The sequence below is a fragment of the Xanthomonas sp. 60 genome, from assembly GCF_011761925.1.
In genome coordinates, this window is sequence record NZ_JAASQW010000004.1 from 119,423 (window position 1) to 145,323 (window position 25,901).

A 25,901-nucleotide genomic window follows, 5' to 3' on the forward strand; every position below is an offset into this window, starting at 1 on the left:
GCACGGCGGGATGGCGCGCGCCTGCCTGCGCGCCGCTGCCGGGCTATCATGCCGGGCATGTCGAAACTGCTGCTCAACCTGCGCCACGTCGGCGATGACGAATACCACGACGTCTGCACGCTGCTGGACCAGCACCGCATCGCCTGGTATCGCACCGAACCCAGCCCGTGGGGCATTTCCAACGGTGGACTGTGGCTGAGCGACGGCGCGCAGCTGGAGCAGGCCAGGGCGCTGCTGGAGGGCTACCAGGCCGAGCGCGGGCAACGCCTGCGTGCCGAGCGTGCCCAGGCGCTGCGCGACGGCACGGCGGAGACCTTCCCGGGCCTGTTCCGACGGCGTCCGGTCTACGTGCTGCTGATGCTTGCGGTGATGGCCGGGGTGGCCTCGCTGGTGCTGCTGCCGTTCTTCCTGCTGCGGGGGTGAGGGCAGGGCGGTAAAATGGCGGCATGATCGCCAATACCGCTGCTTACCATTTCGTTCCCGTCACCGATCCCGATGCGCTGTGCGCGCAGCTGCAGGCACGCGCGGAGGCGGCGGACCTGCGCGGTACGGTGCTGGTGGCACCGGAGGGCATCAACCTGTTCCTGGCCGGTGCCCCTGAGGCCATCACCGGCTTCTACGATGCACTGCACGCCGACCCGCGTTTTGCGGACATGCGGGTCAAGACCAGCCACAGCGCGCACCAGCCCTTCGCCCGCCTGAAGGCCAAGGTGAAGCCGGAGATCATCAGTTTCCGCATTGCCGAAGGCCAGCCACTGGATTTCCCGCGCGCGCCTGCGGTGGATCCGGCCACGGTGCAGCGCTGGCTCCGGCAGGGCCACGATGACGCCGGAAAGCCGGTGGTGATGCTGGACACACGCAACGTGCAGGAAGTGGCGCATGGGACATTCAAGGATGCGCTGGTGTTGCCCATCGAGCGCTTCACCGATCTGCCCGGGGCCCTCGCGCCGCATCGCCGGGCGCTCGAGGAGGCCACCGTGGTGAGTTTCTGCACCGGCGGCATCCGCTGCGAGAAGGCGGCGCTGTGGATGCTCAACGATGGCATGGAGAACGTGCTGCAGCTTGATGGCGGCATTCTCGGCTACTTCGAGGCGGTGGGCGGGGAGGGGTACGAGGGGCGCTGCTTCGTCTTCGATGAGCGCGTGGCGCTCGACCCGGACCTGCAACCGCTGGTGGACCAGCCGCTGCCGGCACCCCGCTCCAGCGCGTTCTGACACGCTCGCCGCAGGCCGCAGGCCGCTGGCCCCGTGTGAACGGCGCACGCGCGGGAATCAGTGTCCCGCCGCGTCCGCTGGCAATCCCGGGCAGGCGACCCCAACCAGTAGGGAGTCCTTTCACGGAAACGCCGCGCTGATGATTCCCCTGTCGATTCTCGACCTTGCCCCGGTCTGCGAAGGCAGTGACACGACCGCTGCCTTCGCCAACATGCTTGAGCTGGCCCAGCACGCCGATGCGCTGGGTTATCGCCGTTTCTGGCTGGCTGAACACCACAACATGCCGGGCATCGCCAGTGCCGCCACGGCGGTACTGATCGGCCATGTGGCCGGGGGCACCCAGCGCATCCGCGTGGGCGCCGGCGGCATCATGCTGCCCAACCACGCACCGCTGCAGGCCGCCGAACAGTTCGGTACGCTGGAATCGCTCTACCCGGGCCGTATCGACCTCGGCCTCGGACGCGCGCCTGGCACCGACCAGCCCACCGCCCGTGCGCTCCGCCGGTACTTTGACAGCGCCGACCAGTTCCCCCAGGACGTGCGTGAGCTGATCCATTACTTCGAACCGGCCCAGCCCGGACAGGCCGTGCAGGCGGTACCGGGGGCCGGCCTGCGGGTGCCGGTGTGGATCCTGGGTTCGAGCCTGTTCGGAGCGCGCCTGGCTGCTGCGCTGGGCCTTCCCTACGCCTTCGCCTCGCACTTCGCGCCCGATGCCATGGATGAGGCATTGGCCGTCTACCGCCGGGAATTCCGGCCCTCGGCGACCCAGCGCCAGCCGCATGCCATGCTGGCGTTGAACGTGGTGGCCAGTGACAGCGAGGCCGAATCGCGCCGGCAGTTCACCAGCCAGCAGCAGAGTTTCGTGAACCTGCGCCGTGGGCACCCGGGCAAGATCCCGGCCCCGATCGATGACATCGAGGCGTACTGGCAGCCGCATGAAAAGGCCGGTGTCGAACGCGCGCTGGCCTGCACGGTGCTCGGCGATGCGCAGCAGGTGGGCGAGGGCATCGCGGCGTTCGTGGCGCGGCACAAGCCCGATGAACTGCTGCTCACGGCGAACCTGCACGATCACCAGGCACGCCTGCGTTCCTTTGCGCTGGCGATGCAGGCCTGGCACGCGCGGCACGCCTGAGGCAGGGACGTACCGCGCGCGTGCGATGCGCACGCGCGCTGGACAACGGGCTCACGCGGCGTAGAGCCGCGTTGGCGTGTGATGTGGGCTCCCAAGGAGCACCTCATGAACGAACATCGCAGCCAGCACATCGAACAGCTTGCCGAACTGATCAAGGACGTGGAGGTGGCCATGTTCACCACCACCGGCGTTGACGGCCGTCTGTACAGCCGTCCGCTCGGCACGCAGGAAGTGGCCTTCGATGGCGACCTGTGGTTCGCCACCTCGGCCAACAGCCCCAAGGTGGCCGAAATCGCCCTCAATCCGCGCGTCAACGTGGGGTATTCCTCACCGTCGAAGAACACCTACGTGTCGGTCTCGGGCATCGCGCAGATCGTCGACGACCGCGCCAAGATCGACGAGCTGTGGTCGCCGTCGATGAAGCTGTTCTTCCCGGAAGGCAAGGACGACCCGAACCTGCGCCTGATCCACGTGCATGCCGAATCGGCCGAATACTGGGATGGCCCCGGTACGCTGCTGGGCCGGGCACTGAGCTTCGTGCTCTCTGCCGTGCAGGATGAGCCGAGCCATCTGGGCGACAACGGGTTCGTCGATCTGCGTTGACAGCTGCGGAAGGCGGCGACGGTGCGTCGTCGCCTTCCATGCCGTTCTCAGAACCAGCGTTCCAGCAGTTGCAACGTATAGCTCACCAGCTGTCCGGAACTGAATCCGAAGAAGGCGATGGCCGCCACGGCGGCGATCCAGTTGATCAGCATCAGCAGTCCATCGCGCTCGAGCAGCGCCAGCGCGAACAGCAGCAGCTGGAAGCCGAACAGATAGTTGGTGAAGGGGATCGGCAGGCTCAGCAGCACCCCCAGCAGGATCAGCAGCAGGCCGGTGAATGCATGGGCGGGCAGGGGGTCGAGCCACTGCGGCTGGCGCGGTTTGAGCAGGCGGTCGAGCCGCCGCAGCGATCCGTCGATCCGGTCCAGGAACGTATGCATCGTCTTGCGCCGCGGGCCGCGCCGGGACACGAATCCGGGCAGCCAGGGCCGGCGCATGCCGCACAGCATCTGCAGCCCGATCAGCAGCACCAGCGGACCACTGACCGCGCCGCCCAGTCCCGGGATGGGGATGAAGGAGGGCAGGATGGCCACGAACAGGAACACGCCGAACGCGCTCTGCTGCAGGTCCTGCAGGATGCGACCCAGCGTCATCTGCTGCGCGGGATCACCGAATTCGAACATCGCCAACAGCGTGCGGATGCCCTCGTTGCGGTAGACCGGTCGTCCCGGTGGGACGTCCTGGCCGGGCCCTGCCGGATCAGCCGGTGAGTTCATCGGCCTGCTCATCGGACAGCGTACGCAGCAGCAGTTTGTCCACGCGCGCACCGTCGAGGTCGATCACTTCGATGCGCCAGCCGGCCCAGTCGAAATACTCGCCCACGTGCGGGATGCGCCCGAAGAAATGGATGCACATGCCGGCCAGCGTGTAGTAATCGCCGTCTTCGGCATCGGGCAATTGGCCCGTGCCCATGATCTCGCGCAGGTCCTCGATGGGCAGCGAGCCGTCGACCAGCAGCGAGCCATCCTCGCGCGTCACCACCAGCGCGTCTTCGTCGGCGTTTTCCACCGCCTGCAGGCGGCCGACCACCGCACCCATCAGGTCGCTGATGGTCACCAGCCCCTGGATCTCACCATATTCATCCACCACCAGCGCCATCGACTGCTGTTCTTCGCGGAAGATCTCCAGCAGTTTCATCGCGTGCGTGGATTCGGACACGTACAGCGGCTCGCGCAGGGTCTGGAACAGTTCGCTGTCACCGCGTGCCATGCGCGTGGCGAGCGATTTCAGTTCGAGCACGCCGATCACATCCTGGTCGTCCCCGCGGTACACCGGGTAACGCGAGAACTCATGCGTGCTCATCACTTCCAGGCTTTTCTCCAGCGGTGCCTGCGTGTCCAGCCACGCCACGCGGTTGCGCGGCGTCATCAGGCTGTCGGCGGTACGGTCGCCCAGGCGCATGACGCGGTTCATCATGTCGCGCTCATGGGTGTCGATGACGCCCGCTTCGTGACTCTCGGCCACCAGCATGCGGATCTCTTCTTCGGTGACGGTGGCCACTTCGTCGTTGCCCAGTCCCAGCAGCTTCAGCACCAGTCGCGTGGTCTTGGAAAGCAGCCACACGAACGGCAGCGCAAGCCGGGCCAGCCAGGCCATCGGCACGGCCACCAGCGTGGCGATGGTTTCCGAGCGGGTCAGCGCCAGGCGCTTGGGCACCAGCTCACCGAAGATGAGCGTGATGAAGGTGATCAGGCTGACGGCCAGGGTGGTGCCGAGCTGGCTGGCATACGCGAAGCCGGGCATGAGCGCACCCACCCACGCGGCGATGGCATCGCCGATGGCATCGCCGCCCAGATAGCCGGTCAGCACGCCGATCACCGTGATGCCGATCTGCACCGTGGACAGGAAACTCTCCGGCCGCTCGGAAAGCTCGAGCGCCTTGGCCGCACGGCGGGACGTCGCCGCCATCTGCTTGAGTCGGCTCTTGCGGGAGGTCATGACCGACATCTCGGACATGGCGAAGAAGCCGTTCAGCAGAACCAGCGCGAAGACAATCAGGATCATTTCAAACACGGGCATCGTCCCCGGTTGGTGGCAGGGAGGGCGGGTGCTTGCAATGGCGGCGGGCGCGGGAGACCGGGGTCAGGCGCGGCGGCGGGGGATAAGGGTCGTCGTCCATAGAGGTGCGCCCCAGAGGGCGCGTGTGCATGGTAGCAAACTGGAGGCGCAGCATCGCAACTGCCTGTTCAGCCTGGCGTGAGGGATGGTCCCCGGGCGGGGGAGTACCCGGAACGGTCATCTAGCCGTCATAATTCGCACTGGTGCCGTCCTTCCCGCGACGGCGAACAGGTTTCTCATGTTCTCTCTGCAGACCATTTTCGGTTCCGGCAAACAGTTCTACACCCTGCTCGATGAGGCTGCCGTCGCGGCGCACGACAGCGCCAAGGCGCTCCACGCGATGATGCGCGAGTCCGACCGGCAGCCGGCGCTGGACGCCTTCAAGCTGGCCCGCCTGCGCGAGCGCGCGGCCTCGGACAAGATCAGCCAGGCGCTGGTGGACAGCTTCATGACGCCGATCGAGCGGGAAGACATCGAAGCGCTGGGTTCGGCGCTGTACAAGATTCCCAAGCAGGTGGAGAAGTTCGCCGATCGTTACTCGCTGGCCGTCGCGCACCTGGAGCACATCGACTTCGCGCCACGCGCGGCGATGCTCGAGCAGGCCGCGGGCGTGGTGGTGGAGATGGTGGCCGACCTGCGGCACATGAACCTTGACCGGATGACCGCGCTCAACGAGAAGCTGCGTTCGCTGGAGAACGAAGCGGACCGGCTGATGCTCGAGCTCTACCGCGACATCTATTCCGGGCGCCTGGACCACCTGCAGATGTTCCTGCTGAAGGAATTCTTCGAGATCCTGGAGAAGGCCATCGACCGCTGCCGCGAAGCGGGCGTGGTGGCCTACCAGATCGTGCTCAAGAACAGCTGACGGGCCGCGCAGATGCTGACCCTTGTCCTGGTGGTGATCTTCGCCGCACTTGTCTTCGAGTTCATCAACGGCTTCCACGATACCGCCAACTCCATTGCCACCGTGGTGGCGACGAAAGTCCTTTCGCCCGGCGCGGCGGTCATGCTGGCCGCCTTCATGAACCTCATCGGGGCGCTGACCGGCACCGCCGTCGCGCTGACCATCGCCTCGGGCCTGCTCAACACCAACGTGGTCGAGGTGACCCCGCAGGTGATCCTGTGCGCGCTGCTCGGCGGCATCATCTGGAACCTGATCACCTGGTGGAAGGGGCTGCCGTCCTCCTCCTCGCATGCGCTGATCGGCGGGCTGTGCGGTGCCGGCCTGGCGGCCGCCCACAACAACTGGGATGCGCTGATCTGGTCCGAGCGGCTGGGCAACTGGGCGCAGAACAAGGGCCTGCTGTGGAAAGTCTTCGTGCCGATGATCACCTCGCCGTTGGCCGGTTTCATCCTTGGCATCGTGGTGATGCTGGCACTGTGGGGCCTCATCGCCGGGCTGGCGAAGATCGGTGGTTCGATCGGCCGCCTTGCCCGTCCGCGCTGGGTCAACCTGTTCTTCGGCAAGGCGCAGATCGCTTCGGCGGCCTACATGGGCTTCGCGCACGGCCACAACGACGCGCAGAAGACCATGGGCATCATCGCGATGACGCTGATCGGGGCCGAGGCCACCGGTGCGCTGGACCAGCTACCCGGGTTCCTGGCCTTCATGCATCCCGACGCCAGTGCCGGTGATGGCATCGCCATGTGGATCGTGCTGACCTGCGCGGTGGTGATGGCTGCCGGTACCGCGTCGGGCGGCTGGAAGATCATCAAGACCCTGGGCCACAAGATGGTGAAGCTGCACCCGATCCACGGTTTCGCGGCCGAAACCAGCTCGGCGACGGTGCTGACCGTGGCCGCACACTTCGGCATGCCGGTCTCCACCACGCACAGCATCTCCACGGCGATCATGGGCGTGGGCTTCGCCAAGAACCCGCGTTCGCTGAAGTTCGGCGTGATCGAGCGGATCATCTGGGCCTGGATCCTGACCATCCCGGCCGCCGGTGGCTGCGCCTACCTGATCCTCAAGCTGTTCGAACTGTTCGGTTGGACGTGAGCGGGACGGGGGGTTGATCAACGAAAAAGCCCGCCGGACGGCGGGCTTTTTCGTGGACGGCGTTCGACGCCACCGGGCACTCACACCTCCAGCGAGGCCAGGTCGCCCTTGGTTTCCAGCCATCCTTTCCGATCCGACGCACGCTTCTTCGCCAGCAGCATGTCCATCAGTGAATGCGTCTGCTCACCATCATCGATGGTCAGCTGCACCAGCCGCCGCGTGTCCGGATGGATCGTGGATTCACGCAGCTGCGGCGGGTTCATTTCGCCCAGGCCCTTGAAGCGGGTCACGCTGATGGCGCCCTTGATCTTCTCGCGCTCGATCTTGTCCAGCATGGTGCGCTTCTCTTCCTCATCCAGCGCGTAGAAGACCTGCTTGCCCACGTCGATGCGGAACAGGGGCGGCATCGCCACGAAGACGTGGCCGGCATCGACCAGCGCCGGGAAATGTTTCAGGAACAGGGCCGTGAGCAGCGTGGCGATGTGCAGGCCATCGGAGTCGGCGTCGGCCAGGATCACCACCTTGCCGTAGCGCAGCCCGGCGATGTCGTCCTTGCCGGGATCGCACCCGATGGCGATGGCCAGGTTGTGCACCTCTTCCGACGCCAGCACGCTATTGGACGAGACCTCCCAGGTGTTCAGGATCTTGCCGCGCAGCGGCATGATGGCCTGGAAATCCTTGTCGCGCGCCTGCTTGGCGCTGCCACCGGCCGAATCACCCTCCACCAGGAACAGCTCGGTGCGCGACAGGTCCTGGCTGATGCAGTCGGCCAGTTTGCCGGGCAGAGCCGGGCCCTGGGTGACCTTCTTGCGGACCACCAGTTTTTCGGTCTTCAGGCGCGCGCTGGCACGTTCGATCGCCAGCTGGGCGATCTTTTCTCCCATCTCCACGTTCTGGTTGAGCAGCAGGCTGAAGGCATCATGCGCGGCACCTTCAACGAAGCCGGCGGCCTGGCGCGAGGACAGGCGTTCCTTGGTCTGGCCGCTGAACTGCGGGTCGGTCATCTTGATCGACAGCACGAAAGCCACCCGGTCCCAGACGTCTTCCGGCGCCAGCTTGACGCCGCGCGGCAGCAGGTTGCGGAAATCACAGAACTCGCGAAGCGCTTCGGTGAGGCCGGTGCGCAGCCCGTTGACATGCGTGCCGTGCTGCGCGGTCGGAATGAGGTTGACGTAGCTTTCCTGCACCAGCTCGCCTTCCGGCAGCCAGGCCACGGCCCAGTCGACGATCTCGTTTTCCTTCTTGACGTGCCCCACGAACAGGTCGGCGGGCAGCATCTCGCGCTCGCCGAGTTCGGCCTTGAGGTAATCGCGAAGGCCATCCTCGTACAGCCAGGTATCGACCTCACCGGTGGCTTCGTCGGTCAGCTTGACGGTCAGTCCCGGGCACAGCACGGCCTTGGCGCGCAGCAGGTGGCGCAGTGCGCGCACCGCGATCTTGGGCGTATCGAAGTACTTCGGGTCCGGCCAGAACCGCAGGCGGGTGCCGGTGTTCTTCTTTCCTACGCTGCCGACCACTTCCAGCGGGGAGGCGACATCGCCGTTGCGGAAGGTCATGCGATGTTCGGCGCCTTCGCGCTTGATGTGCAGCTCCACAAGCGTGGACAGCGCGTTGACCACGCTCACGCCCACGCCGTGCAGGCCGCCGGAGAAGGTGTAGTTGTTGTTGTTGAACTTGCCGCCGGCGTGCAGCCGCGTGAGGATCAGTTCGACACCGGGGATCTTCTCCTCCGGGTGGATGTCCACCGGCATGCCGCGGCCGTCATCGCTGACCTCCACGCTGCCATCCCGGTACAGCGTGATCTCGATGGAGCGGGCGTGGCCGGCCAGCGCCTCATCCACCGAGTTGTCGATCACTTCCTGCGCCAGGTGGTTCGGGCGCGAGGTGTCGGTGTACATGCCGGGGCGGCGCTTGACCGGGTCAAGGCCGGAGAGGACTTCGATATCGGCGGCGTTGTAACGGGTGTTCATGGTTGTTCAGCAGGGTCGAACGATGCGCAAGTGTGGGGTCTGGGCCGTTATTTTGCACGCCTGCGGTTCATCCCCCGCACCCGGCAGGGGGCTAGAATGGCCCATGCCGGGTGCTGGTCTCGACGTCCAGTGCCGGGTTTGATACCGCAAGGAGAAAACCCATGAAGAAGCTGCTTACCATCGCCATTGTCGCCGCCGCCGCGCTCGCCGTGCCGCTCGCCATGGCCCAGGGTGCAGGCCAGGCCGCGCCGCCGCAGGGTGACCAGGCCAACCCCGCACAGGCCGAAGCCGATGCCAAGGCCAAGCGCCGCGCCCAGGCCACGGCTGAAATGAAGGCCAAGGGCCAGCAGGTGCCTCAGGGTGAAGAGGAAGAGGAAGAGGCGCGCAAGAAGCGCTGAAGCGCGCTGCTGCCGCACCGAGGCCCCGGTTCTGCCGGGGCCTTTCTTTTGCCCGCCCGTCACGGCCCCCTTGGGCTGGGGCCCGCCAATCTGTAAACTATGGCTTTCCGGGAGTCGTGTGTGTCCACCATCAGCGATTGGACTGGCCTGCCTCTGCATGGCAGCCAGCAGGGCTGGGCGAAGGTGAAGGTCCCCGCGACCTGCACGGCCAGACCGACCTCGCGCCCTGGCCGCTCCCGGCCTGCCTGCCCGGCACGGAAATCCCCCTTGATGCCTCTTCCCCGTCCTGCGGACCGGGGAAGCGCGGCCGTTATTTCGTTCACTACAGGATGCTTGCAGCCATGACTCCCTTGATCTTCGTAACCGGCGGCGTGGTGTCCTCGCTCGGAAAAGGCATCGCGGCCGCGTCGCTGGCCGCGATCCTTGAAGCCCGTGGCCTGTCGGTCACGATGATGAAGCTGGACCCCTACATCAACGTCGATCCGGGCACGATGAGCCCGTTCCAGCACGGCGAGGTGTATGTCACCGATGACGGCGCCGAGACCGATCTGGACCTCGGGCACTACGAGCGCTTCGTGCATACCCGCCTGAGCCGCAAGAACTCGGTCACCACCGGGCGGATCTACGAGAACGTGATCCGCAAGGAGCGCCGCGGCGATTACCTGGGGGCCACCGTGCAGGTCATCCCGCACATCACCGACGAGATCCGCCGCTGCATCGACGAAGCCACCGAAGGCTTCGACGTGGCGCTGGTCGAGATCGGCGGTACGGTCGGCGATATCGAATCGCTGCCGTTCCTGGAAGCGATCCGCCAGGTGCGCACCGAGCGCGGCCCGGAGAAAGCGCTGTTCATGCACCTCACCCTGGTGCCATACATCGGCGCGGCGGGCGAGCTGAAGACCAAGCCGACCCAGCATTCGGTCAAGGAACTGCGTTCGATCGGCATCCAGCCGGACGTGCTGCTGTGCCGCTCCGAACAGGCCGTGCCGGATTCCGAGCGCCGCAAGATCGCCCAGTTCACCAACGTCTCCGAGCGTGCGGTGATCAGCGTGCCGGACGTGGACGTGCTGTATCGCATTCCCTCCGGGCTGCACCAGCAGGGCCTGGATGACATCGTGGTGAACCAGCTCAGGCTCACCGACAAGGTCGGCCCGGTCGACCTGTCGGTCTGGGAGGACGCGGTGGATGCCACGCAGAACCCGCTGGATGCGGTGACCATCGCCGTGGTGGGCAAGTACGTGGATCACCAGGACGCCTACAAGTCCGTCGGCGAGGCGCTCAAGCACGGTGGCCTGCGCCAGCGCACGCGCGTGACCCTCAAATGGCTGGAGGCGCAGGATCTGGAAGGCAGCGACCTGTCCGCGCTCGCCGATGTGGATGGCATCCTGGTGCCCGGCGGCTTCGGCGACCGTGGTTTCGAAGGCAAGGTGCTGACCTCGAAGTACGCCCGTGAGCATCAGGTGCCGTATTTCGGCATCTGCTACGGCATGCAGGCCGCCGTGGTGGATTTCGCCCGCAACGTGGTGGGTCTGGAAGGCGCCAACAGCACCGAGAACGATCGCCAGTCGCCGAACCCGGTGATCGGCCTGATCACCGAATGGCGCACGGCCACCGGTGATGTGGAAAAGCGCGATGACAAGAGCGACCTCGGCGGCACCATGCGCCTGGGCCTGCAGGAACAGCGGCTCAAGCCCGGCACGCTGGCCCGCGAACTGTATGGCAAGGACGTGGTGGCCGAGCGCCATCGCCACCGCTACGAGTTCAACAACCGCTACCGCACGCAGCTGGAGGATGCCGGGCTGGTGATCGCCGGCAAGTCGATGGACGACACGCTGGTGGAAGTCGTCGAGCTGCCGCGCACGGTGCATCCGTGGTTCCTGGCATGCCAGGCCCACCCGGAGTTCCTCTCCACGCCGCGCGATGGCCATCCGCTGTTCATCGGGTTCATCCGGGCCGCACGCGAGCGCCGGGCCGCGGGCCAGCCGCTGGCTGAAAGCCGCGCCTGACTTGCCGCGGGGGCGCCCCGCCCTCACGTACCTACCGATACCCTTGGCGCCGGCTGCTTCCGGCAGGCGCCTCGCCAACAAGGAAATGCCATGAAACTGTGTGGATTCGAAGTCGGGCTGGACCAGCCCCTGTTCCTGATCGCCGGCCCCTGCGTGATCGAGTCGATGCAGCTGCAGCTGGATACGGCGGGCACGCTGAAGGAGATCACCGGCCGGCTCGGCGTCAACTTCATCTTCAAATCCAGCTTCGACAAGGCCAACCGCACCTCCGGCACCGCCTTCCGCGGCCCCGGCCTGGAAGAGGGCCTGAAGGTGCTGGCCGAGGTGAAGCGGCAGATCGGCGTGCCGGTGCTGACCGACGTGCACGAATACACGCCGATGGACGAAGTGGCCTCGGTGGTGGATGTCCTGCAGACCCCGGCGTTCCTGGTGCGGCAGACCGATTTCATCACCAAGGTGTGCGCGGCGGGCAAGCCGGTGAACATCAAGAAGGGCCAGTTCCTGGCGCCGTGGGACATGAAGCCTGTCGTGGAGAAGGCCAAGGCCACCGGCAACGAGCAGATCATGGTCTGCGAACGCGGCGCGAGCTTCGGCTACAACAACCTGGTCAGCGACATGCGCTCGCTGGCGGTGATGCGCGAGACCGGCTGCCCGGTGGTGTTCGATGCCACCCATTCGGTGCAGCTGCCGGGCGGGCAGGGCACCAGCTCCGGCGGGCAGCGCGAGCACGTACCGGTGCTTGCGCGCGCGGCGGTCGCAGTGGGTATCTCCGGGCTGTTCGCAGAAACCCACCCCGACCCCTCCAAGGCACTCTCCGACGGCCCCAACGCGTGGCCGCTGGACCGCATGGAAGCGCTGCTGGAAACGCTCATGGAGCTCGATGCGGTCACCAAGAAGCACGGCTTCTCGCGCTTTGCGTGAGCCGGAGCCTGCCGGGCGCGACCCGTGGGCGGCGCTGGCTGGACAGCGGCGCCGCCGGCATTGGACGCACTGGCCATGGGGCGCGATCGCACTCGGCCTTGCGCTGCTGTCATGGTCCGGCACGTTCTTCATGCTGATGCTGGTCGGCGCCGCCATGCGCCCGCCCGGTGACGGGGGCGGCGTGAGCCTCAAGCCGTACGTTGTCGCCCTCGGTGTGGCTGAACTGCTGACCCTCTCGGCAGGCATCGCGGCGGCGGCGCTGGCCTGGCGGCTGCACCGTGGTCGCCTGATCGCTGCGCTGGCCGCCGTGCTGCTGGTGCTGTGGGTCGGCCTGCTGCTGTACGACCTGCTGTGAATGGAACGTCCGTGCACGTCCCGGCCCTGAGCGGACCTGCCACGACAGCGCGTACACCGCGGTGGGGACTGATCTCGCTGCTGCTGGCGATGCTCGCGTGGGGCGGACTGGCCGCTGCGGTGGCCGCGTTGGCGGCCAGCTTCGGTTCACCCGGCGATGGCAGCCGCGACATGCAGGCCATGCAGTTGTGGATACTCGGCGCACTGGGCGTGGCGGGGCTGTCCTTCGTGGGCAGCGTCGCGGCGATCGTGATGTCGTGGCGCCGCTGTCGCGGACCTGCGCTGGCGGCCCTGGCCACCGTGCTGCTGGTGATGCTGGCGGCCCTGCTGCTGCTCGTGGTCGCAGCCCATCGAAGCTGATGCGCGGCCTGCCATTTGGCAAGCGGGCGGTAGCCGGGGATAATCACGCGGCATTCGTTTTGTCGCCCCCTCCTACAGGTAACCGGCCCGCCCATGAGTACGATCCGCAGCATCCATGCCCGTGAAATCCTCGACAGCCGTGGCAACCCCACGCTGGAAGCCGAAGTCACCCTGGAGGACGGTTCGTTCGGTCGCGCCGCGGTTCCCTCTGGCGCCTCGACCGGCACCAAGGAAGCGGTAGAGCTGCGTGACGGCGACAAGACCCGCTACCTGGGCAAGGGCGTGCGCAAGGCGGTGGAAAACATCAACGGCGCCATCGCCGGTGCGCTGACCGGCCTGGACGCCACGGACCAGCAGGCCCTGGATCGTCGCCTGATCGATCTCGACGGCACCGAGAACAAGGGCCGCCTGGGCGCGAACGCGCTGCTCGGGGTTTCCATGGCCGCCGCGCATGCCGCGGCCGCATCGAGCAAGCAGGCCCTGTGGCAGTACCTGGCCGGCAAGACCGGCGTCACGCCGTCGCTGCCGGTGCCGATGATGAACATCATCAACGGTGGCGCACACGCGGACAACAACGTGGACTTCCAGGAGTTCATGGTGCTGCCGGTGGGCTTCACCTCGTTCTCCGAGAGCCTGCGCGCGGGCACGGAAATCTTCCACGCGCTGAAGTCGGTGCTGAAGGGCCACGGCCTGAGCACGGCAGTGGGTGATGAGGGCGGCTTCGCACCGGACTTCCGCAGCAACGTCGAAGCCCTCGATACCATCCTGGAAGCGATCGGCAAGGCCGGTTACACGGCGGGCGAAGATATCCTGCTGGGCCTGGACGTGGCCTCCAGCGAGTTCTACGAGAACGGCAAGTACAACCTGGTGGGCGAGAACAAGCGCCTGACCTCCGAGCAGTTCGTGGATTTCCTGGCCGACTGGGCCGCGCAGTACCCGATCATCACCATCGAAGACGGCCTGGCGGAGAATGACTGGGCCGGCTGGAAGCTGCTCACCGACCGCATCGGCAAGAAGGTGCAGCTGGTGGGCGACGACCTGTTCGTGACCAATCCCAGGATCTTCCAGCAGGGCATCGACTCGGGTACCGCCAACGCGATCCTGATCAAGGTCAACCAGATCGGCACGCTGAGCGAAACGCTCGAGGCCATCGCGATGGCTGACCGTGCCGGTTACGCGGCGGTGGTCTCGCACCGGTCGGGCGAGACCGAGGACACCACCATCGCCGATATCGCCGTGGCCACTACCGCCACGCAGATCAAGACCGGTTCGCTGTGCCGCAGCGACCGCGTGGCCAAGTACAACCAGCTGCTGCGCATCGAAGAAGCGCTGGGTGCGGGTGCGCGGTACGCCGGTCGTGACGCCTTCGTTTCGTTGAAGCGCTGATCCCATGCGCAACTGGCGGTGGGCGCTGCTGGTCTTGGCCCTGCTGCTGGCATGGTTGCAGTACCGTTTCTGGTTCGGCCCGGGCAATTCAGGCGAAGTGATGACCCTCGAAGCCCAGGTCGAGCACCAGAAACGGGACAACGAAGGCCTGCAGCAGCGTAACGACGCCCTCGCCGCCGAGGTCAAGGACCTCAAGGACGGCGAGGCGGCCATCGAGGAGCGTGCGCGCAGCGAGCTGGGCATGATCAAGCCGGGCGAGAAGTTCTACCGCGTGGTCGAGAATGCGCCCGTCGCGCCGCCGCGGCCGCTGGCCGAGCCGCCCGTCCCGGCGGACCACGCGGCGGACGTGCCATGAGCGCCTCGATCTGGGCCGTGATTCCGGCCGCAGGCCGGGGCACCCGTTTCGGCGCCGCCACGCCCAAGCAGTATCTGCTCGCCGGCGGGCAGAGCCTGCTGGCGCACACCCTGGATGCGCTGGTCGCACACCCTTCGGTGGCCGGCATCATGGTGGTGATCGGCGCCGGGGACGTGGACTGGCCGGGCTGGACCGAGTGGGGCGGCCGGCCGGTGCTGACCGCCGTCGGCGGTGAGACCCGCGCCGCGTCCGTACATGCCGGACTCGAAGCCCTGCCCGAAAGCGTGCGTGCCGATGAGTTCGTGCTGGTGCACGATGCGGCCCGTCCGAACCTGTCGCAGGTCGATCTCAGCCGGCTGCTGGAAGTGGGCCGCGCCGATCCGGTGGGCGCGATCCTCGCAGCACCGGTGCGCGATACGCTCAAGCGCGCCGGGGATGACGGCGGCATCGATGGCACCGAACCACGTGAGCGCCTGTGGCGCGCGCTGACGCCGCAGCTGTTCCGCCGCCTGCAGCTGAGCCGGGCCCTGGCCGATGCCGCTGCCGCCGGTGTGCAGGTGACCGACGAAGCGATGGCCATGGAGCGGCAGGGCCAGCGGCCGCTGCTGGTTGAAGGCAGCGAGGACAACTTCAAGGTCACCACGCCGGCCGACCTGGACCGTTTCGAATTCGTACTTTCCCGTCGCGCAGGCTGAGCCGACGCGCACTGCACAGGTTGTTGCCATGACTACCCCGCATTTCCCGCCCGTCCGCATCGGTCAGGGTTACGACGTCCATGCCTTCGGCGAGGGCGACCACATCATGCTCGGCGGGGTGCGCGTGCCGCACAGCGCCGGCGTCCTGGCGCACAGCGACGGCGATGTGATCCTGCACGCGCTGTGCGATGCCATGCTCGGCGCACTCGCGCTGGGCGACATCGGCGTGCATTTCCCACCTTCGGACGACCGCTGGAAAGGGGCCGACAGCAGCGATTTCGTCCGCCACTGCGATGCGCTGCTGCGCGAGCGGGGCTGGCAGGTCGGCAACGTGGACGTCACGGTGATCTGCGAACGGCCGAAGGTCGGCCCGCACGCGCTGGCCATGCGTGAACGCATGGCCGGGCTGCTGCAGCGGCCGCTGGACACGGTGAGCGTGAAGGCCACGACCTCCGAGACACTCGGTTTCACCGGCCGCAGCGAAGGCATCGCCGCACAGGCCACCGTGCTGCTGGTGGCCGCATGATCCCGTTGCCGATGGCCTTCGGCGAGCCCGTGTGGGCAGGCGCCCGCATCCGCAGCACAGCGGAGGATTTCCAGGTCGATGAGCTGCCGGCCTTCGAGGCCAGCGGCGAAGGTGAGCACCTGCTGCTGCACATCCGCAAGCGCGGCGCGAACACGGTGCACGTGGCCGGTCAGCTGGCGCGCTGGGCGGGCCTGCCGGAGATGGCGGTCAGCTATGCCGGCATGAAGGACCGCCATGCGGTGACTACGCAGCGCTTCAGTGTGCACCTGCCCAAGCGCGTGGCGCCGGACCTCGCGGCCCTGGCCGGCGAAGGCATCGAAGTGCTGGACGCCTCCTGGCACAACCGCAAGCTGCAGCGCGGCGCGCTGGCGGGCAACCGTTTCAGGCTGGTGCTGCGCGATGTGCAGGCCGCACCGGCGCAGGTGGCCGAACGGCTGGTGCAGATCGGTACGCGCGGGTTGCCCAACTGGTTCGGCGAGCAGCGCTTCGGACGTGACGGCGGCAACGTGCCGGCGGCGCTGGCGATGTTCGGGGGACGGCGCATGCGCAAGGATCAGCGTTCGCTGCTGCTCTCGGCGGCCCGCTCGGCGCTGTTCAACCGCGTGCTGGCCGCGCGGGTGGCGCAGGGCTGCTGGGACACGCCGCTGGAGGGTGAGGTGTGGATGCTCGACGGCAGCCGCAGCGTGTTCGGTCCGGAGCCGTTCACCGATTCGCTGTCAGAGCGCCTGGCGCGCTTTGACGTCCACCCCAGCGGGCCATTGTGGGGCGAAGGCGAGCTGCGATCGGAAGGTGCGGTACGTGCCCTTGAGGAGGCGACCCTGGCGGATGACGAATCGGTGGCGTTGCGTGCGGGGCTGGCGGATGCGCGGTTGAAGCAGGAGCGGCGAGCGCTGCGGCTGCGGCCGGCGCTGCTGCAGCACCAGTGGCTGGATGACGGCGTGCTGGAGCTTTCCTTTGCACTGCCCCCCGGCTGTTATGCCACGGCGGTGCTGCATGAACTGGGGCCGGTGGTGGACGCATCGCAGGAGCGCCCGGCGGACGGCTGAGCCCCCGGTGGCAGCGGGCGGGGCTCATGGTGTGGCCAGGCCGGATGGGGGGATCGTGCGGAGGCGGGGCAAGCGCGGCCTGCATGGGCTCCGGCGGGGCACCGGGGCGCGGCCCTGGCATGGACAACAACCCGTCATCTGGCCAGCAGCACAAGGATCGCCCCGGTCCCGCCCTGGCCTGCCGGCGCCGAATGAAAGGCCAGCACGTCGGCGCGCAACCGCAGCATCCGGTCCACCAGATTCTTCAGGACCGGTGCACCGCCGTCGGCCTGCAGGCCCTTGCCGTGGATGATGCGTACGCAGCCATGCTCGTGCGCATGCGCCTCCAGCAGGAACTGGCGCAGCAGACGCTCCGCCTGAGCCGCCGTGGCACCGTGCAGGTCCAGTTCGTCCTGCACGGAATACTGTCCTTTTTTCAGGCGCTGGAACATCCGCGGAGGCAGGGTGTCGCGCCGATAGCTCGCTGTGTCTCCGGCCTCCAGCGGGGTGCCTTCGCGCAGCAGCCGCGCGAACTCGCCGGCGGCCGCCTGCTCATCCAGCTCGGCCATCCGCGCACGCGGGCGCGGTTTCGGCGCAGCCGGCGGTGGCCCGCTGCCTTTGCGCAGCGGGGTCACGTTGCCGATGGCTGCGCGGAACAGCTCGGCCGGATCATCGTCATGCGGATGCGACATGGTCCTAGGGTACCTGTCGCCGCCCGAAGTGCCTACGCAGCGGGGCAATGACCCATGGCAGGGTAGGCCGCATGGCCCCCATGCGGCACAATACGGGGCGCAGTCGTGGCACCGTCGGCACTTACCGAGCCGCGCCACCACTGCGCCCCACCGGTGTGTCACGGATACGAGAGTCTTGGACAAACAAGCGGTTCAATCACAGACGCGGGTACTGGTGAGCAACGACGATGGTGTCGATGCGCCGGGCATCCGCATGCTGGCCGCGGTACTGCGCCAGGCCGGCTACGAGGTCACGGTGGTCGCGCCTGATCGCGATCGCTCCGGGGCCAGCAATTCGCTGACCCTGGATGCGCCGATCCGCGTACGCCGGCGCGAGGATGACAGCGTCGCCGTGGCCGGCACGCCCACGGACTGTGTTCACCTCGCGCTGACCGGCCTGCTGGAGTTCGAGCCTGATATCGTCGTGTCAGGCATCAACAACGTTGCCAACCTCGGCGACGACGTGATCTATTCCGGCACCGTGTCCGCGGCGATGGAAGGGCGCTATCTCGGCCTGCCCGCCGTTGCTGTCTCGCTGGTCAGCCACAGGCACGATGCGCGGCATTTCGAGACCGCGGCGCGGGCGGCGGTGGAGATCGTCAAGCGTCTGAAGGCCGATCCGCTGCCGGCCGACACCATCCTCAACGTCAACGTGCCCGACGTGCCGTGGAGCGAGCTGGCCGGGTTCGAAGTCACCCGCCTCGGCAACCGTCACCGGGCCGAGGGCTGCATCGCGCAGCAGGATCCGCGCGGCAACACCGTGTACTGGATCGGTCCCGCCGGCCGCGAGCAGGATTCGGGTCCCGGCACCGACTTCCACGCGGTGCGCACCGGCTTCATTTCCATCACGCCCATCCAGGTCGATCTCACCCGTTACCAGGCACTTGAAAAGGTCGCCAGCTGGGTCGGCGGCCTGTCGGCCACGCTGGACGTGCCGGCATGAGCCAGCGCCTGCGCCTGCAGCCCGAAGCGGTCGGTATCGGGATGACCTCGCAGCGGGTGCGCGACCGCCTGGTGGATCGCCTGCGCGAGGCCGGCATCAGCGACGAGACCACCCTCAACGCCCTCCGCATCGTGCCGCGCCACCTGTTCATCGATGAAGCGCTGGCATCGCGCGCGTACGAAGACACCGCGCTGCCGATCGGCCATGGCCAGACCATTTCCCAGCCGTGGGTCGTCGCGCGCATGACCGAAGCCGTGCTCCAGGTCGCGCCGAAGACCGTGCTGGAAGTCGGCACGGGGTCCGGTTACCAAGGGGCCGTGCTGGCGGCCGTCGGGCTGGAGGTCTACACCGTCGAGCGTATTGGCGATCTGCTGCGGCAGGCGCGCAAGCGTTTCCGCTCGCTCGGCATGAACGTGCGTACCAAGCACGATGATGGCCGCGCCGGGTGGCCCGAGCATGGCCCGTACGATGCCATCGTGGTGACCGCCGCGGCCCCGGCGCTGGTCGATGCGCTGGTGCAGCAGCTGGCCGTGGGCGGGCGCCTGGTGGCGCCGGTCGGCGGTGCGGGCGCGCAGTCGCTGGTGCAGTTGGACCGGCGCGTGGATGGCAGCATCGAGCAGAGCGTGTTGGCGCCGGTCACCTTCGTGCCGCTGCTGTCTGGCATGCTGGACTGATTCTACGGAGCACGACATTCATGAAGATTTTCGGGCCGCTCTACGAGCGGGCATTGAAGTGGGCCAACCACGAGCGCGCGCCGACCTATCTGGCGGTGCTGAGTTTCGTCGAGGCGATCATTTTCCCGATCATGCCCGAGGTGATGCTCGCGCCGATGTGCGTGGCCCAGCCCCGGCGCGGCTGGTGGTACGCCACGCTGAGCCTTGCCGGCTCCATGGCCGGCGCGCTGGTGGGGTATGCGCTGGGCCATTTCGCCTTCGAGGCGATCAAGCCGCTGCTGGCCGCGATGGGCATGCTGCCCGGCATCGAGAACGGCATCGCCATCGTGCAGGCGCGCATGGCCGAATCGCCGTGGGCGGTGTTCACCTTCCTCGTGCTCGGCGGTTTCATGCCCATCCCGATGAAGGTCTTCACCTGGGCATCGGGTATCGTCGGCGTACCGCTGCTGCCTTACATGCTCAGCATGCTGCTGGGACGCGCCAAGCGTGTCTTCGTACTGGCGGCGGTGATCCGTGTCGGCGGCGCACGCGCCGAGGCGGTGCTGCGCCGCTGGATTGAACCGCTGGGCTGGATCGCCACCGCGCTTGTCGTGCTGCTGATCGCCTGGCTTGTATGGAGGACCTACTTCGCATGAATGATCGTTTGAACCGGGGCCTGCGCGTGAGCGCGCTGGCGATGATGGCCGCCACGCTCGCCGCGTGCGGCACCGCCACGGTGGTGCGCCCGGCCGGGTCGGGCGGGGCCGTGTCCACGACACCGAAGACCTCGGTGGCGCAACCGGGCAAAACCGTGCGCGTGCAGCGTGGCGACACCATCTACGCGCTGGCGCGCATCCATAACATCACCCCGGCCGATCTGGTTGCGTGGAACAGCATCAGCAATCCCTCGACCATCTACCCGGGGCAGGTCATCCGCCTGTATCCGCAGGGCGCTGGCGGCTCGCGGGCACCGACAACGGTGGTCACCGCGCCGCGCCCGGGTGGTAGTGGAGGTACGTCCACGCCCACGCCCGCCGCAGCGCCCGTGCGCAGCAACATCAGCTGGCGCTGGCCGGCCGATGGCGCGGTGGTGGGGCGCTTCGTGGCAGGCGAGACGACCAAGCAGGGCGTGGACATCGCCGGCACGAGCGGGCAGGCCGTGAAATCGGCCGCCGACGGTGTGGTGGTGTACTCCGGTGCGGGCCTGGTGGGCTATGGCGAGCTGATCATCGTCAAGCACAGCGAGCAGTGGCTCTCAGCCTATGGCCACAACCGCAAGCGCCTGGTCAACGAAGGACAGAGCGTGAAAGCGGGCCAGCAGATCGCTGAAATGGGTCGGACCGGGGCGAACCGGGACATGCTGCACTTCGAGATCCGCTACAACGGCAAGCCGGTCGATCCGCAGCAGTATCTTCCGGCAAGGTAGGCCTGCACCGGTCGTGCCCGCGAGCTCCGGTGCGGGGCAGTGCGCCGGGCGCTTGCCGAGGGCCCCAGCCGGGGGGCCGGCCGATGCGCGGCGGCAAGCTGCCCGAACACTGACCGCCGGTCCTCGTTCACCTTCCCAGCCGTCACGCGGACGGGCATCATTCCGCGGACTCAGCCGTCGCCGGTGCCGCATGATCCGCTCTTCGACCGCCTTTGCACTGCTCGCCATCACGCCGTTGGCTGCTGCAGCCACCGATCCGTATGAAGTGGCCACCACGTTCTACGCCGCGATGCAGGGGCCACCGCCAAGCACTTCGGCCATTGCGCCGCTGCTCGGCTCTTCCTTGCGTGCAGCGATCGATGCCCAGCACGCCTACGAACAGGCGTGCATCGCGCTTGCTGCCCGCGACGTGAAGCCACACATGCTCGATCAGAGTCCCTACCTGCTGGCGCCGGATTGGCCGGAAACGGTCCACGTCGTGCGTTCAGGAGCGCGCGGCGATGCCGCATGGATCAGCGTCGAGATGATGGCCGGCGGCTATCGCTGGACGGATCGTGTTCTGCTCCAGAAGCAGGCACAGGACTGGAAAATCATGGACATCCGCTGGGGGCAGGGCGGCAGTCTGATCGGACGGCTGAAGCAATTCTCCGCCGTCCGTTGCCTCCCCTGAAACCGATGCGTCGTGCGCGGCGCCGGCTGCGTCGCCTTGACCCCGCGCGGCGCGCACCGCCTACCGGCTGCGCCTCAACCTTCCAGGATGAATGCGGCGGCCACCTTGCGGCCTTCGCCGGCAAGGATGTTGAAGGTGCGCGCAGCGGCCGGATTGTTCATCACTTCCAGGCCGATGCCGCGGGACAGGCAGGCCGCCATGAGCTGTTGGGAAGGAAACACCTGGGTAGCGCCGGTGCCCAGGACGACCAGTACCGGCTCCAGTGCCAGGACCGCATCGAGATGGGCCTGTCCGAGGTCCGCGACGGACGCGACCGGCCAGTCTTCCACCAGCGCCTGCGGGGTCACGATGAAGCTGCGTACCAGTTCGCGGTCATTCACACGTGCCGAGCGCCCATCGGCACCGCGCAGGGTGTAGGCGTAATCGGGGAACTCGTGGTTGAGCTGCATCCGGGTCTCCTGGCGCTCAGCCCCGCGGCAGCACGATCTGGCGCTGTTCCCGGCTCGGGCGGTAAAGCACGGCCACGTGGCCGATGCGCTGCACCAGTGCGCTGCCGGTGGCGGAGACCAGTTCGGCGATCATGGCATCACGTGCCTCGCGGTCTTCCGCGCCCACCTTCACCTTGATCAGCTCGTGCCGTTCCAGCACCTCTTCGAGCTCGGCGAGGAACGCCGGCGTCACCCCTTTCGCGCCGATCTGCAGCAGGGCTTTGAGGTCGTGGGCGTGACCGCGGAGGAATCGGGTCTGTGAAGCGGTCAGGGCAGTAGACATGCAGGAAAGCGCGGTGACGTTGGGTGTTCAGGGTATCATGACCACCCCATCCGGCCGTATTTTCCCATGGTGTCACGCAGCAAGAGCAGCCAGCGCTGGCTGAAAGAGCATTTTTCCGACCCCTTCGTGAAGAAGGCGCAGGCCGAGGGCATGCGCTCGCGCGCGGCTTACAAGCTGGAGGAACTGCTCGAACGTGACCGGTTGCTGAAGCCGAACATGGTGGTGGTGGACCTCGGTGCAGCGCCCGGTGGATGGTCGCAGCAGGTGCGCCGGCAGATGGGGGACACCGGACGGGTGTTCGCGCTGGACATCCTGGAGATGCCACCGCTGGCCGGGGTGGAGTTCCTTCACGGGGACTTCAGGGAAGAGACCGTCCTATCTGCATTCGAGGCCATGGTCGGCGATCAGCCGGTAGACCTTGTCTTGTCTGACATGGCCCCCAATAAGAGTGGCATGGATGCGGTGGACCAGCCGCGGATGATGCACCTGGCCGAGCTGGCCATGGATTTCGCCGACAACCACCTCAAACCCGGTGGGGCGTTCCTGATCAAGCTCTTCCAGGGTGTTGGCTTCGATGACTACGTGCGCGAACTGCGCAGGCGGTATGACAAGGTCTCCATCCGCAAGCCGGAAGCGTCCCGCAAGCGTTCCCCCGAGGTCTACGCCCTCGGCCAGGGCAAACGCGCCCAGATGAAGTGAAGTAAGCTCGAATCCACGTATCACGCCAGTTCAAAGAGGAAAACCGGAGCCAATGAGGATGAACGACTTGACCAAGAACCTCCTGCTATGGGTGGTCGTCGCCGTCGTGCTGATGGTGGTTTTCCAGAGCTTCTCGCCGAAGACGACCACGGCCGGTGCACAGGGCACGACCTACTCGCAGTTCCTGGACCAGGTGGACACCGGCAATGTGCAGAAGGTCGCCCTGGGCGGTGAGATGCGCGGCGGCACCAACCAGATCACCTACACCACGCGCGGCGGCCAGTCGGCCACCATCACCGCGCCGTTTGATCGTGACCTGATCAACGTGCTGCGCGCCAAGAACGTGGAGATCGTGCAGGAGGAGCCGTCCAGCGGCATCTCCTTCGGTGCGATCCTGATGAACTTCCTGCCCGTGCTGCTGATCATCGGCTTCTGGATCTTCATCATGCGCCAGATGCAGGGCGGTGCCGGCGGCGGTGCGAAGGGCGCGATGTCCTTCGGCAAGTCGCGCGCCAAGCTGCAGGGCGAGGACCAGGTCAAGGTGACCTTCGCCGATGTGGCCGGCTGTGACGAAGCCAAGGAAGAGGTCAGCGAGCTGGTCGACTTCCTGCGTGACCCCTCCAAGTTCACCAAGCTCGGCGGCAAGATCCCCCGTGGCGTGCTGATGGTCGGTCCGCCCGGCACCGGCAAGACGCTGCTGGCCAAGGCCATCGCCGGCGAGGCCAAGGTACCGTTCTTCTCGATCTCCGGTTCGGACTTCGTGGAAATGTTCGTCGGCGTCGGTGCCAGCCGCGTGCGGGACATGTTCGAGCAGGCCAAGAAGCATGCCCCGTGCATCATCTTCATCGATGAGATCGACGCCGTCGGTCGCCACCGCGGCGCCGGCCTGGGTGGTGGTCATGATGAGCGCGAGCAGACGCTGAACCAGCTGCTGGTTGAAATGGATGGCTTCGAGGGAGGCGAGGGCGTGATCGTCATCGCCGCCACCAACCGTCCCGACGTGCTCGATCCGGCGCTGCTGCGCCCGGGCCGTTTCGACCGCCAGGTCGTTGTCGGGCTGGCCGATGTCAAGGGCCGCGAGCACATCCTCAAGGTGCACATGCGCAAGCTGCCGCTGGCCGATGATGTGGTGCCGCTGGTGATCGCGCGCGGTACGCCCGGTTTCTCCGGTGCGGACCTGGCCAACCTCTGCAACGAAGCGGCGCTGTTCGCCGCGCGCAGCAACGAGAAGGAAGTGCGCATGGAGCACTTCGACCGAGCGCGCGACAAGATCCTGATGGGTGCCGAGCGTCGCTCGATGGCCATGAGCGAGGAAGAAAAGACCCTCACCGCGTACCACGAAGCGGGCCACGCGATCGTCGGGCGCCTCGTGCCGGAACATGACCCGGTGTACAAGGTGACGATCATTCCGCGCGGTCGCGCGCTGGGCGTCACCATGTACCTGCCGGAAGGTGACAAGTATTCGATGAACCGCGTGGCGATCCAGTCGCAGCTGTGCTCGCTGTACGGTGGCCGCGTCGCCGAGGAATTGATCTTCGGGGCCGACAAGGTCACCACCGGTGCGTCGAACGATATCGAGCGGGCGACCAAGATGGCCCGCAACATGGTCACCAAGTGGGGCCTGTCCGAGCAGCTCGGTCCGATCGCCTACGGCGAGGAAGACGACGAGGTGTTCCTGGGGCGCTCGGTCACGCAGCACAAGAGCGTGTCCAACGACACCGCGCGACGCATCGACGAAGAAGTCCGCAGCATTCTCGACAAGGCCTATGGGCGCACCACCCAGCTGCTGACCGAGAACATCGACAAGCTGCATCGCATGTCCCAGCTGCTGCTGCAGTACGAGACCATCGATGCGCCGCAGATCGATGCCATCATGGAAGGCCGCGATCCGCCGCCGCCGATGGGCTGGGGCCGCAACAACAAGGATGGTGGTGGCAGCGACGGTGACAAGGGCGGCGACGCGCGCCCGGTGGCGCCGATCTCGGGTCCGGCCGAGCAGATCTGACCGGGCTCCGCCAGCTCTCGTGACACGTGGAAAGGCCGGGGAAACCCGGCCTTTTCCGTTCAGCCCCGCAGATGCGCCCGCTGGCCTGGTGCGCCACAATGGCCCGTCCGCCGCCGCTTCAAGGATCAACCCCGTATGTCGCCGTCTCCCGCTCCACCCGAACCGGTGTCCCACACGCTGGAGATGATCATCGCAACGGTCGTGGGCGTTGCCATCGGCCTGGGCCTGGACAACCTGTTGCTGGGCTGCATCGTCGGCATCGTGGTGGGGGTGGTCCTGAGCATCGGCAAGACGCTGTATGTGGAGCGTCGGCGGCGGATGCCTCCACGTTGATCGGATGAGCCCACCGGTTCCCCCGGACGCGGCACCTCTTGCATTCACCCGGCCTTCACGTGCACGCTGTGGGGCCGCGGCCGTCAGGACGACGGTCGGGTCAACAGGGGGAACACCATGAAACATCCTTTGCAGCTGGCCATCGCCGGCCTGGCCGTGCTCGCGCCAGCGGCCTTCGCCGCCGACATCCGCACCAGTCATCCCGTGCCGTTCGCCGAGTCGGCGATCGTCGCCGACGCCATCAAGACCGAGTGCACGATCAGCGACACCCTGCTGTCCGCGCTGGGCGAAAGTGCCGCCCGGTCCGGGACCACGGTGGTGGCCGGCCCGGTCGGCGCCGACAGCGGTGCAGGACGGTCGCTGCAGCTGGAGTTCGTCGAAGCGCAGAGCGCGGGCAATGCGTTCATTGGTCACTTCAAGTCCGCCGCGGTACGCGGCGTGCTGTTCGAGGATGGCCGCCAGGTGGCCACCGTGCTGGCCCGGCGCACCACCCGTGGCGGTGCGCTGGCCGGCTTCAAGGGCTCGTGCACCGTGCTCGACCGCGCGGCGAGGGTGATCGGCGAGGATCTCGCTGCATGGCTGGCGGCGCCCACCGACAAGGCACGTCTGGGCGACTTCTGAGGGCATGGCGTGGCGGCGTAGACTAGCGTCCACGCCGTTGCAGGAAA

31 protein-coding genes are annotated in these 25,901 nt (G+C 67.1%); 25 read left to right on the forward strand and 6 right to left on the reverse strand.

Annotation, left to right across the window (positions count from 1 at the left end):
* The first annotated feature begins 57 nt into the window (after positions 1 to 57).
* The 4 genes from FHY09_RS10240 to FHY09_RS10255 all read left to right on the forward strand — a co-directional run bounded on the left by FHY09_RS10240 (position 58) and on the right by FHY09_RS10255 (position 2,949).
* Positions 58 to 423 (forward strand): DUF6164 family protein, encoded by a 366-nt coding sequence (locus FHY09_RS10240; protein ID WP_166926772.1) that lies wholly within the window; start codon positions 58 to 60, stop codon positions 421 to 423.
* 23 nt (positions 424 to 446) lie between these two features.
* A complete protein-coding gene (locus FHY09_RS10245) occupies positions 447 to 1,214 on the forward strand; it encodes a sulfurtransferase (protein ID WP_166926773.1) in 768 nt (255 codons plus the stop codon).
* 139 nt (positions 1,215 to 1,353) lie between these two features.
* On the forward strand, positions 1,354 to 2,346 hold the full coding sequence (locus FHY09_RS10250) for an LLM class flavin-dependent oxidoreductase (RefSeq protein WP_166926774.1): 993 nt from the start codon (positions 1,354 to 1,356) through the stop codon (positions 2,344 to 2,346).
* Between the two features lie 105 nt (positions 2,347 to 2,451).
* The gene (locus FHY09_RS10255; protein ID WP_166926775.1) at positions 2,452 to 2,949 is read left to right on the forward strand and encodes a pyridoxamine 5'-phosphate oxidase family protein; all 498 of its coding nucleotides are present in this window, start codon (positions 2,452 to 2,454) and stop codon (positions 2,947 to 2,949) included.
* Positions 2,950 to 2,996: 47 nt separating this feature from the next.
* Here the strand turns inward: FHY09_RS10255 and FHY09_RS10260 are convergent, their stop codons facing one another.
* Positions 2,997 to 3,665, reverse strand: a complete 669-nt coding sequence (locus tag FHY09_RS10260) for an exopolysaccharide biosynthesis protein (RefSeq protein ID WP_166926776.1) — start codon at positions 3,663 to 3,665, stop codon at positions 2,997 to 2,999.
* A complete protein-coding gene (locus FHY09_RS10265) occupies positions 3,649 to 4,953 on the reverse strand; it encodes a hemolysin family protein (protein ID WP_456362776.1) in 1,305 nt (434 codons plus the stop codon). Before FHY09_RS10265 ends, FHY09_RS10260 begins: the two co-directional genes overlap by 17 nt.
* Positions 4,954 to 5,245: 292 nt before the next feature.
* Here FHY09_RS10265 and FHY09_RS10270 point away from each other — a divergent pair, with 292 nt between their 5' ends.
* A complete protein-coding gene (locus FHY09_RS10270; protein WP_166926778.1) occupies positions 5,246 to 5,872 on the forward strand; it encodes a DUF47 family protein in 627 nt (208 codons plus the stop codon).
* Positions 5,873 to 5,884: 12 nt separating this feature from the next.
* The gene (locus FHY09_RS10275) at positions 5,885 to 7,006 is read left to right on the forward strand and encodes an inorganic phosphate transporter (RefSeq protein WP_166926779.1); all 1,122 of its coding nucleotides are present in this window, start codon (positions 5,885 to 5,887) and stop codon (positions 7,004 to 7,006) included.
* Between the two features lie 80 nt (positions 7,007 to 7,086).
* On the opposite strand, the gene parE is transcribed toward FHY09_RS10275, so the two are convergent.
* On the reverse strand, positions 7,087 to 8,976 hold the full coding sequence (parE, locus tag FHY09_RS10280) for a DNA topoisomerase IV subunit B (protein WP_166926780.1): 1,890 nt from the start codon (positions 8,974 to 8,976) through the stop codon (positions 7,087 to 7,089).
* Positions 8,977 to 9,137: 161 nt separating this feature from the next.
* Between parE and FHY09_RS10285 the strand changes: the two genes are divergently transcribed.
* The 10 genes from FHY09_RS10285 (at position 9,138) to truD (ending at position 17,023) form a co-directional block, all read left to right on the forward strand.
* Positions 9,138 to 9,374, forward strand: coding sequence for a hypothetical protein (locus FHY09_RS10285; protein WP_166926781.1), 237 nt, complete (start codon positions 9,138 to 9,140; stop codon positions 9,372 to 9,374).
* 341 nt (positions 9,375 to 9,715) lie between these two features.
* Positions 9,716 to 11,380 carry a CTP synthase gene (locus FHY09_RS10290; RefSeq protein ID WP_166926782.1) on the forward strand — a complete coding sequence of 555 codons (1,665 nt, stop codon included), beginning with the start codon at positions 9,716 to 9,718 and terminating at the stop codon, positions 11,378 to 11,380.
* A gap of 90 nt (positions 11,381 to 11,470) precedes the next feature.
* The gene (kdsA, locus tag FHY09_RS10295; protein WP_166926783.1) at positions 11,471 to 12,301 is read left to right on the forward strand and encodes a 3-deoxy-8-phosphooctulonate synthase; all 831 of its coding nucleotides are present in this window, start codon (positions 11,471 to 11,473) and stop codon (positions 12,299 to 12,301) included.
* Positions 12,294 to 12,656: a hypothetical protein gene (locus tag FHY09_RS10300; RefSeq protein ID WP_456362777.1), complete on the forward strand. Its 363-nt coding sequence runs from the start codon at positions 12,294 to 12,296 to the stop codon at positions 12,654 to 12,656. The genes kdsA and FHY09_RS10300 overlap by 8 nt, the downstream gene beginning before the upstream one ends.
* Positions 12,657 to 12,667: 11 nt before the next feature.
* Positions 12,668 to 13,015 carry a hypothetical protein gene (locus FHY09_RS10305; RefSeq protein WP_456362778.1) on the forward strand — a complete coding sequence of 116 codons (348 nt, stop codon included), beginning with the start codon at positions 12,668 to 12,670 and terminating at the stop codon, positions 13,013 to 13,015.
* Positions 13,016 to 13,108: 93 nt separating this feature from the next.
* Complete coding sequence (eno, locus tag FHY09_RS10310) at positions 13,109 to 14,401, forward strand: phosphopyruvate hydratase (protein WP_166926785.1); 1,293 nt, start codon at positions 13,109 to 13,111, stop codon at positions 14,399 to 14,401.
* Positions 14,402 to 14,405: 4 nt separating this feature from the next.
* Positions 14,406 to 14,756 (forward strand): cell division protein FtsB, encoded by a 351-nt coding sequence (gene ftsB / locus FHY09_RS10315; protein WP_166926786.1) that lies wholly within the window; start codon positions 14,406 to 14,408, stop codon positions 14,754 to 14,756.
* Positions 14,753 to 15,451 carry a 2-C-methyl-D-erythritol 4-phosphate cytidylyltransferase gene (gene ispD, locus FHY09_RS10320; RefSeq protein WP_166926787.1) on the forward strand — a complete coding sequence of 233 codons (699 nt, stop codon included), beginning with the start codon at positions 14,753 to 14,755 and terminating at the stop codon, positions 15,449 to 15,451. The genes ftsB and ispD overlap by 4 nt, the downstream gene beginning before the upstream one ends.
* Before the next feature lie 28 nt (positions 15,452 to 15,479).
* Positions 15,480 to 15,977 carry a 2-C-methyl-D-erythritol 2,4-cyclodiphosphate synthase gene (gene ispF, locus FHY09_RS10325; RefSeq protein WP_166926788.1) on the forward strand — a complete coding sequence of 166 codons (498 nt, stop codon included), beginning with the start codon at positions 15,480 to 15,482 and terminating at the stop codon, positions 15,975 to 15,977.
* Complete coding sequence (gene truD / locus FHY09_RS10330) at positions 15,974 to 17,023, forward strand: tRNA pseudouridine(13) synthase TruD (RefSeq protein WP_166926789.1); 1,050 nt, start codon at positions 15,974 to 15,976, stop codon at positions 17,021 to 17,023. Before ispF ends, truD begins: the two co-directional genes overlap by 4 nt.
* Positions 17,024 to 17,157: 134 nt before the next feature.
* On the opposite strand, the gene FHY09_RS10335 is transcribed toward truD, so the two are convergent.
* Positions 17,158 to 17,694, reverse strand: coding sequence for a Smr/MutS family protein (locus FHY09_RS10335; RefSeq protein ID WP_166926790.1), 537 nt, complete (start codon positions 17,692 to 17,694; stop codon positions 17,158 to 17,160).
* A gap of 175 nt (positions 17,695 to 17,869) precedes the next feature.
* Between FHY09_RS10335 and surE the strand changes: the two genes are divergently transcribed.
* The 5 genes from surE (at position 17,870) to FHY09_RS10360 (ending at position 21,425) form a co-directional block, all read left to right on the forward strand.
* Positions 17,870 to 18,676: a 5'/3'-nucleotidase SurE gene (gene surE / locus FHY09_RS10340; protein WP_208407764.1), complete on the forward strand. Its 807-nt coding sequence runs from the start codon at positions 17,870 to 17,872 to the stop codon at positions 18,674 to 18,676.
* The gene (locus FHY09_RS10345) at positions 18,673 to 19,350 is read left to right on the forward strand and encodes a protein-L-isoaspartate(D-aspartate) O-methyltransferase (protein WP_166926792.1); all 678 of its coding nucleotides are present in this window, start codon (positions 18,673 to 18,675) and stop codon (positions 19,348 to 19,350) included. The genes surE and FHY09_RS10345 overlap by 4 nt, the downstream gene beginning before the upstream one ends.
* Before the next feature lie 20 nt (positions 19,351 to 19,370).
* Positions 19,371 to 19,985, forward strand: a complete 615-nt coding sequence (locus tag FHY09_RS10350; RefSeq protein ID WP_166926793.1) for a YqaA family protein — start codon at positions 19,371 to 19,373, stop codon at positions 19,983 to 19,985.
* Positions 19,964 to 20,755 carry a peptidoglycan DD-metalloendopeptidase family protein gene (locus FHY09_RS10355; protein WP_208407765.1) on the forward strand — a complete coding sequence of 264 codons (792 nt, stop codon included), beginning with the start codon at positions 19,964 to 19,966 and terminating at the stop codon, positions 20,753 to 20,755. The genes FHY09_RS10350 and FHY09_RS10355 overlap by 22 nt, the downstream gene beginning before the upstream one ends.
* A 190-nt stretch (positions 20,756 to 20,945) precedes the next feature.
* A complete protein-coding gene (locus FHY09_RS10360) occupies positions 20,946 to 21,425 on the forward strand; it encodes a DUF3828 domain-containing protein (RefSeq protein ID WP_166926795.1) in 480 nt (159 codons plus the stop codon).
* 74 nt (positions 21,426 to 21,499) lie between these two features.
* Here the strand turns inward: FHY09_RS10360 and FHY09_RS10365 are convergent, their stop codons facing one another.
* Complete coding sequence (locus tag FHY09_RS10365; protein ID WP_166926796.1) at positions 21,500 to 21,874, reverse strand: Mth938-like domain-containing protein; 375 nt, start codon at positions 21,872 to 21,874, stop codon at positions 21,500 to 21,502.
* A 16-nt stretch (positions 21,875 to 21,890) separates the two neighbouring features.
* On the reverse strand, positions 21,891 to 22,196 hold the full coding sequence (gene yhbY / locus FHY09_RS10370; RefSeq protein WP_166926797.1) for a ribosome assembly RNA-binding protein YhbY: 306 nt from the start codon (positions 22,194 to 22,196) through the stop codon (positions 21,891 to 21,893).
* Positions 22,197 to 22,262: 66 nt separating this feature from the next.
* Here yhbY and rlmE point away from each other — a divergent pair, with 66 nt between their 5' ends.
* The 4 genes from rlmE to FHY09_RS10390 all read left to right on the forward strand — a co-directional run bounded on the left by rlmE (position 22,263) and on the right by FHY09_RS10390 (position 25,854).
* Entirely contained in the window at positions 22,263 to 22,895 is a 633-nt protein-coding gene (gene rlmE / locus FHY09_RS10375) for a 23S rRNA (uridine(2552)-2'-O)-methyltransferase RlmE (protein ID WP_166926798.1), read from the forward strand.
* Positions 22,896 to 22,953: 58 nt separating this feature from the next.
* Positions 22,954 to 24,900 (forward strand): ATP-dependent zinc metalloprotease FtsH, encoded by a 1,947-nt coding sequence (ftsH, locus tag FHY09_RS10380; protein WP_166926799.1) that lies wholly within the window; start codon positions 22,954 to 22,956, stop codon positions 24,898 to 24,900.
* Between the two features lie 135 nt (positions 24,901 to 25,035).
* Positions 25,036 to 25,233: a hypothetical protein gene (locus FHY09_RS10385; protein WP_166926800.1), complete on the forward strand. Its 198-nt coding sequence runs from the start codon at positions 25,036 to 25,038 to the stop codon at positions 25,231 to 25,233.
* Between the two features lie 117 nt (positions 25,234 to 25,350).
* On the forward strand, positions 25,351 to 25,854 hold the full coding sequence (locus FHY09_RS10390; RefSeq protein ID WP_166926801.1) for a hypothetical protein: 504 nt from the start codon (positions 25,351 to 25,353) through the stop codon (positions 25,852 to 25,854).
* Positions 25,855 to 25,901 lie beyond the last annotated feature (47 nt).

Excerpts from the sequence above, each read along its gene's own strand:
- FHY09_RS10345 (WP_166926792.1), top strand. The coding sequence starts at position 18,673 with ATGAGCCAGCGCCTGCGCCTGCAGCCCGAAGCGGTCGGTATCGGGATG.
- eno (WP_166926785.1), top strand. The coding sequence starts at position 13,109 with ATGAGTACGATCCGCAGCATCCATGCCCGTGAAATCCTCGACAGCCGT.
- FHY09_RS10245 (WP_166926773.1), top strand. The coding sequence starts at position 447 with ATGATCGCCAATACCGCTGCTTACCATTTCGTTCCCGTCACCGATCCC.
- FHY09_RS10265 (WP_456362776.1), bottom strand. The coding sequence starts at position 4,953 with ATGATCCTGATTGTCTTCGCGCTGGTTCTGCTGAACGGCTTCTTCGCC.
- FHY09_RS10250 (WP_166926774.1), top strand. The coding sequence starts at position 1,354 with ATGATTCCCCTGTCGATTCTCGACCTTGCCCCGGTCTGCGAAGGCAGT.
- FHY09_RS10365 (WP_166926796.1), bottom strand. The coding sequence starts at position 21,874 with ATGCAGCTCAACCACGAGTTCCCCGATTACGCCTACACCCTGCGCGGT.
- FHY09_RS10290 (WP_166926782.1), top strand. The coding sequence starts at position 9,716 with ATGACTCCCTTGATCTTCGTAACCGGCGGCGTGGTGTCCTCGCTCGGA.
- FHY09_RS10240 (WP_166926772.1), top strand. The coding sequence starts at position 58 with ATGTCGAAACTGCTGCTCAACCTGCGCCACGTCGGCGATGACGAATAC.
- FHY09_RS10390 (WP_166926801.1), top strand. The coding sequence starts at position 25,351 with ATGAAACATCCTTTGCAGCTGGCCATCGCCGGCCTGGCCGTGCTCGCG.
- ftsH (WP_166926799.1), top strand. The coding sequence starts at position 22,954 with ATGAACGACTTGACCAAGAACCTCCTGCTATGGGTGGTCGTCGCCGTC.
- FHY09_RS10275 (WP_166926779.1), top strand. The coding sequence starts at position 5,885 with ATGCTGACCCTTGTCCTGGTGGTGATCTTCGCCGCACTTGTCTTCGAG.
- rlmE (WP_166926798.1), top strand. The coding sequence starts at position 22,263 with ATGGTGTCACGCAGCAAGAGCAGCCAGCGCTGGCTGAAAGAGCATTTT.
- ftsB (WP_166926786.1), top strand. The coding sequence starts at position 14,406 with ATGCGCAACTGGCGGTGGGCGCTGCTGGTCTTGGCCCTGCTGCTGGCA.
- FHY09_RS10260 (WP_166926776.1), bottom strand. The coding sequence starts at position 3,665 with ATGAACTCACCGGCTGATCCGGCAGGGCCCGGCCAGGACGTCCCACCG.
- truD (WP_166926789.1), top strand. The coding sequence starts at position 15,974 with ATGATCCCGTTGCCGATGGCCTTCGGCGAGCCCGTGTGGGCAGGCGCC.
- FHY09_RS10350 (WP_166926793.1), top strand. The coding sequence starts at position 19,371 with ATGAAGATTTTCGGGCCGCTCTACGAGCGGGCATTGAAGTGGGCCAAC.
- ispF (WP_166926788.1), top strand. The coding sequence starts at position 15,480 with ATGACTACCCCGCATTTCCCGCCCGTCCGCATCGGTCAGGGTTACGAC.
- FHY09_RS10355 (WP_208407765.1), top strand. The coding sequence starts at position 19,964 with ATGGAGGACCTACTTCGCATGAATGATCGTTTGAACCGGGGCCTGCGC.
- FHY09_RS10360 (WP_166926795.1), top strand. The coding sequence starts at position 20,946 with ATGATCCGCTCTTCGACCGCCTTTGCACTGCTCGCCATCACGCCGTTG.
- FHY09_RS10270 (WP_166926778.1), top strand. The coding sequence starts at position 5,246 with ATGTTCTCTCTGCAGACCATTTTCGGTTCCGGCAAACAGTTCTACACC.
- yhbY (WP_166926797.1), bottom strand. The coding sequence starts at position 22,196 with ATGTCTACTGCCCTGACCGCTTCACAGACCCGATTCCTCCGCGGTCAC.
- FHY09_RS10285 (WP_166926781.1), top strand. The coding sequence starts at position 9,138 with ATGAAGAAGCTGCTTACCATCGCCATTGTCGCCGCCGCCGCGCTCGCC.
- kdsA (WP_166926783.1), top strand. The coding sequence starts at position 11,471 with ATGAAACTGTGTGGATTCGAAGTCGGGCTGGACCAGCCCCTGTTCCTG.
- FHY09_RS10385 (WP_166926800.1), top strand. The coding sequence starts at position 25,036 with ATGTCGCCGTCTCCCGCTCCACCCGAACCGGTGTCCCACACGCTGGAG.
- FHY09_RS10255 (WP_166926775.1), top strand. The coding sequence starts at position 2,452 with ATGAACGAACATCGCAGCCAGCACATCGAACAGCTTGCCGAACTGATC.
- ispD (WP_166926787.1), top strand. The coding sequence starts at position 14,753 with ATGAGCGCCTCGATCTGGGCCGTGATTCCGGCCGCAGGCCGGGGCACC.
- parE (WP_166926780.1), bottom strand. The coding sequence starts at position 8,976 with ATGAACACCCGTTACAACGCCGCCGATATCGAAGTCCTCTCCGGCCTT.
- FHY09_RS10335 (WP_166926790.1), bottom strand. The coding sequence starts at position 17,694 with ATGTCGCATCCGCATGACGATGATCCGGCCGAGCTGTTCCGCGCAGCC.